The organism is Streptomyces sp. NPDC101194 (genome assembly GCF_044767885.1).
In the GTDB taxonomy this organism is placed as follows: Bacteria; Actinomycetota; Actinomycetes; order Streptomycetales; family Streptomycetaceae; genus Streptomyces.
Window position 1 is genome coordinate 26,357 of sequence record NZ_JBIWOS010000023.1, and the last position, 1,389, is coordinate 27,745.

Below are 1,389 nucleotides of genomic sequence, written 5' to 3' on the forward strand. Positions count from 1 at the left end.
GCCTTCCAGGGGCTCACCGACCTGCTGGCCGGTGGTCAGATCCCACACCCACACTGTCCCATCGTCGCTGCCGGTGACAGCGACGGGGCGACCGCCCACCACTACCGTCGCCACCGCGTTCACCGCATCGGTGTGGCCTTCCAGGGGCTCACCGACCTGCTGGCCGGTGGCCAGGTCCCACACCCGCACTGTCCCATCGTCGCTGCCGGTGACAGCGACTGGTCGGCCGTCCACCACTGCCGTCGCCACCGCCCACACCGGGCCGGTGTGGCCTTCCAAGGGCTCACAAACGGGCTGGCCGGTGGCCAGGTCCCACACCCACGCCGTCCCATCGTCGCTGCCGGTGACAGCGACCGGGCGACCGCCCACCACTACCGTCGCCACCGCCGCCACCCCCTCGGTCTGGCCTTCCAGGAGCTCACCGACCTGCCGGCCGGTGGCCAGGTCCCACACCCGCACCGTACGGTCATAGCTACCGGTGACAGCGACTGGTCGGCCGTCCACCACCGCCGTCGCCACCGCCCACACCGGGCCGGTGTGGCCTTCCAGGGGCTCGCCGACGGGCTGGCCGGTGGCCAGGTCCCACACCCACGCCGTCCCATCGTCGCTGCCGGTGACAGCGACCGAGCGGCCGTCAACCACCGTCGTCCCCACCGCGTTCACCTCGTCGCTGTGGCCAGTGAACATATGCCGGAGCCTCGGGGTAACCATGCCACCCGTGGCCCAGTCCACCCCCCACCGCGCCACAGGCTCCCCCTCCACCGGCACCGCCGTAATCCGCCCCGCCAACCCGCGATCGCCATACCGGGCCGCGTCCAACGCCAGCGACTGCCGCCGCACCCCCGCGCCAGCGTCCCGGTGCAGATGCGCCGATGCCCGGTACACCGCCGCCGCCAGCACCTCCTCCCGACCCACCGCACCGTCCAACGCGGACACGACCCGCCCCGGATCGGTGTTCACCAGCCACCCCGGATCGGTCAACCGCCCGCCCGCCACGACACCTTCACGGTACAAGCCACTGCTTTGGAGATCGTCAGACATGACCGCCACGGTAACTGCCCCCACCGACACCAACCCGCCCCCAGCACACACCAGGAACGATATTGCGTACTTCTACGCACGCCCAACGAGCAACCCCAACCTGACGCCCGGGCAAAGTACACGTCTATGCAGACCCCACATCCACCCGAGAACGATCACGGTGAGTAACAACTGCCGGACTGCAGCACGGCCTTGACCGATCCCCGACCCGCGCCTATTCGCGCAAGTTCTTAGACCGTGTCCTATGTGGTGAGTCGGAGGAGTCGTTTGTAGCAGCAGAGTGCGGCGGCGAGGCCGAGGAAGGCCAGGTAGTTGCGGGGGTGGCGTTCGTAGCGGTGGTTGAGTCTG

At 69.5% G+C, this 1,389-nt stretch carries 1 protein-coding gene and 1 pseudogene; both read right to left on the bottom strand.

Going from position 1 to position 1,389, the window contains the following annotated elements; translation table 11 throughout:
- Positions 1 to 1,041: WD40 repeat domain-containing protein (locus ACIRP2_RS39215; protein ID WP_404258549.1), on the bottom strand; the 1,041-nt coding region annotated here is incomplete at its 3' end.
- 242 nt (positions 1,042 to 1,283) lie between these two features.
- A pseudogene (locus tag ACIRP2_RS39220) lies at positions 1,284 to 1,389 on the bottom strand (IS5/IS1182 family transposase); the annotation flags it as partial.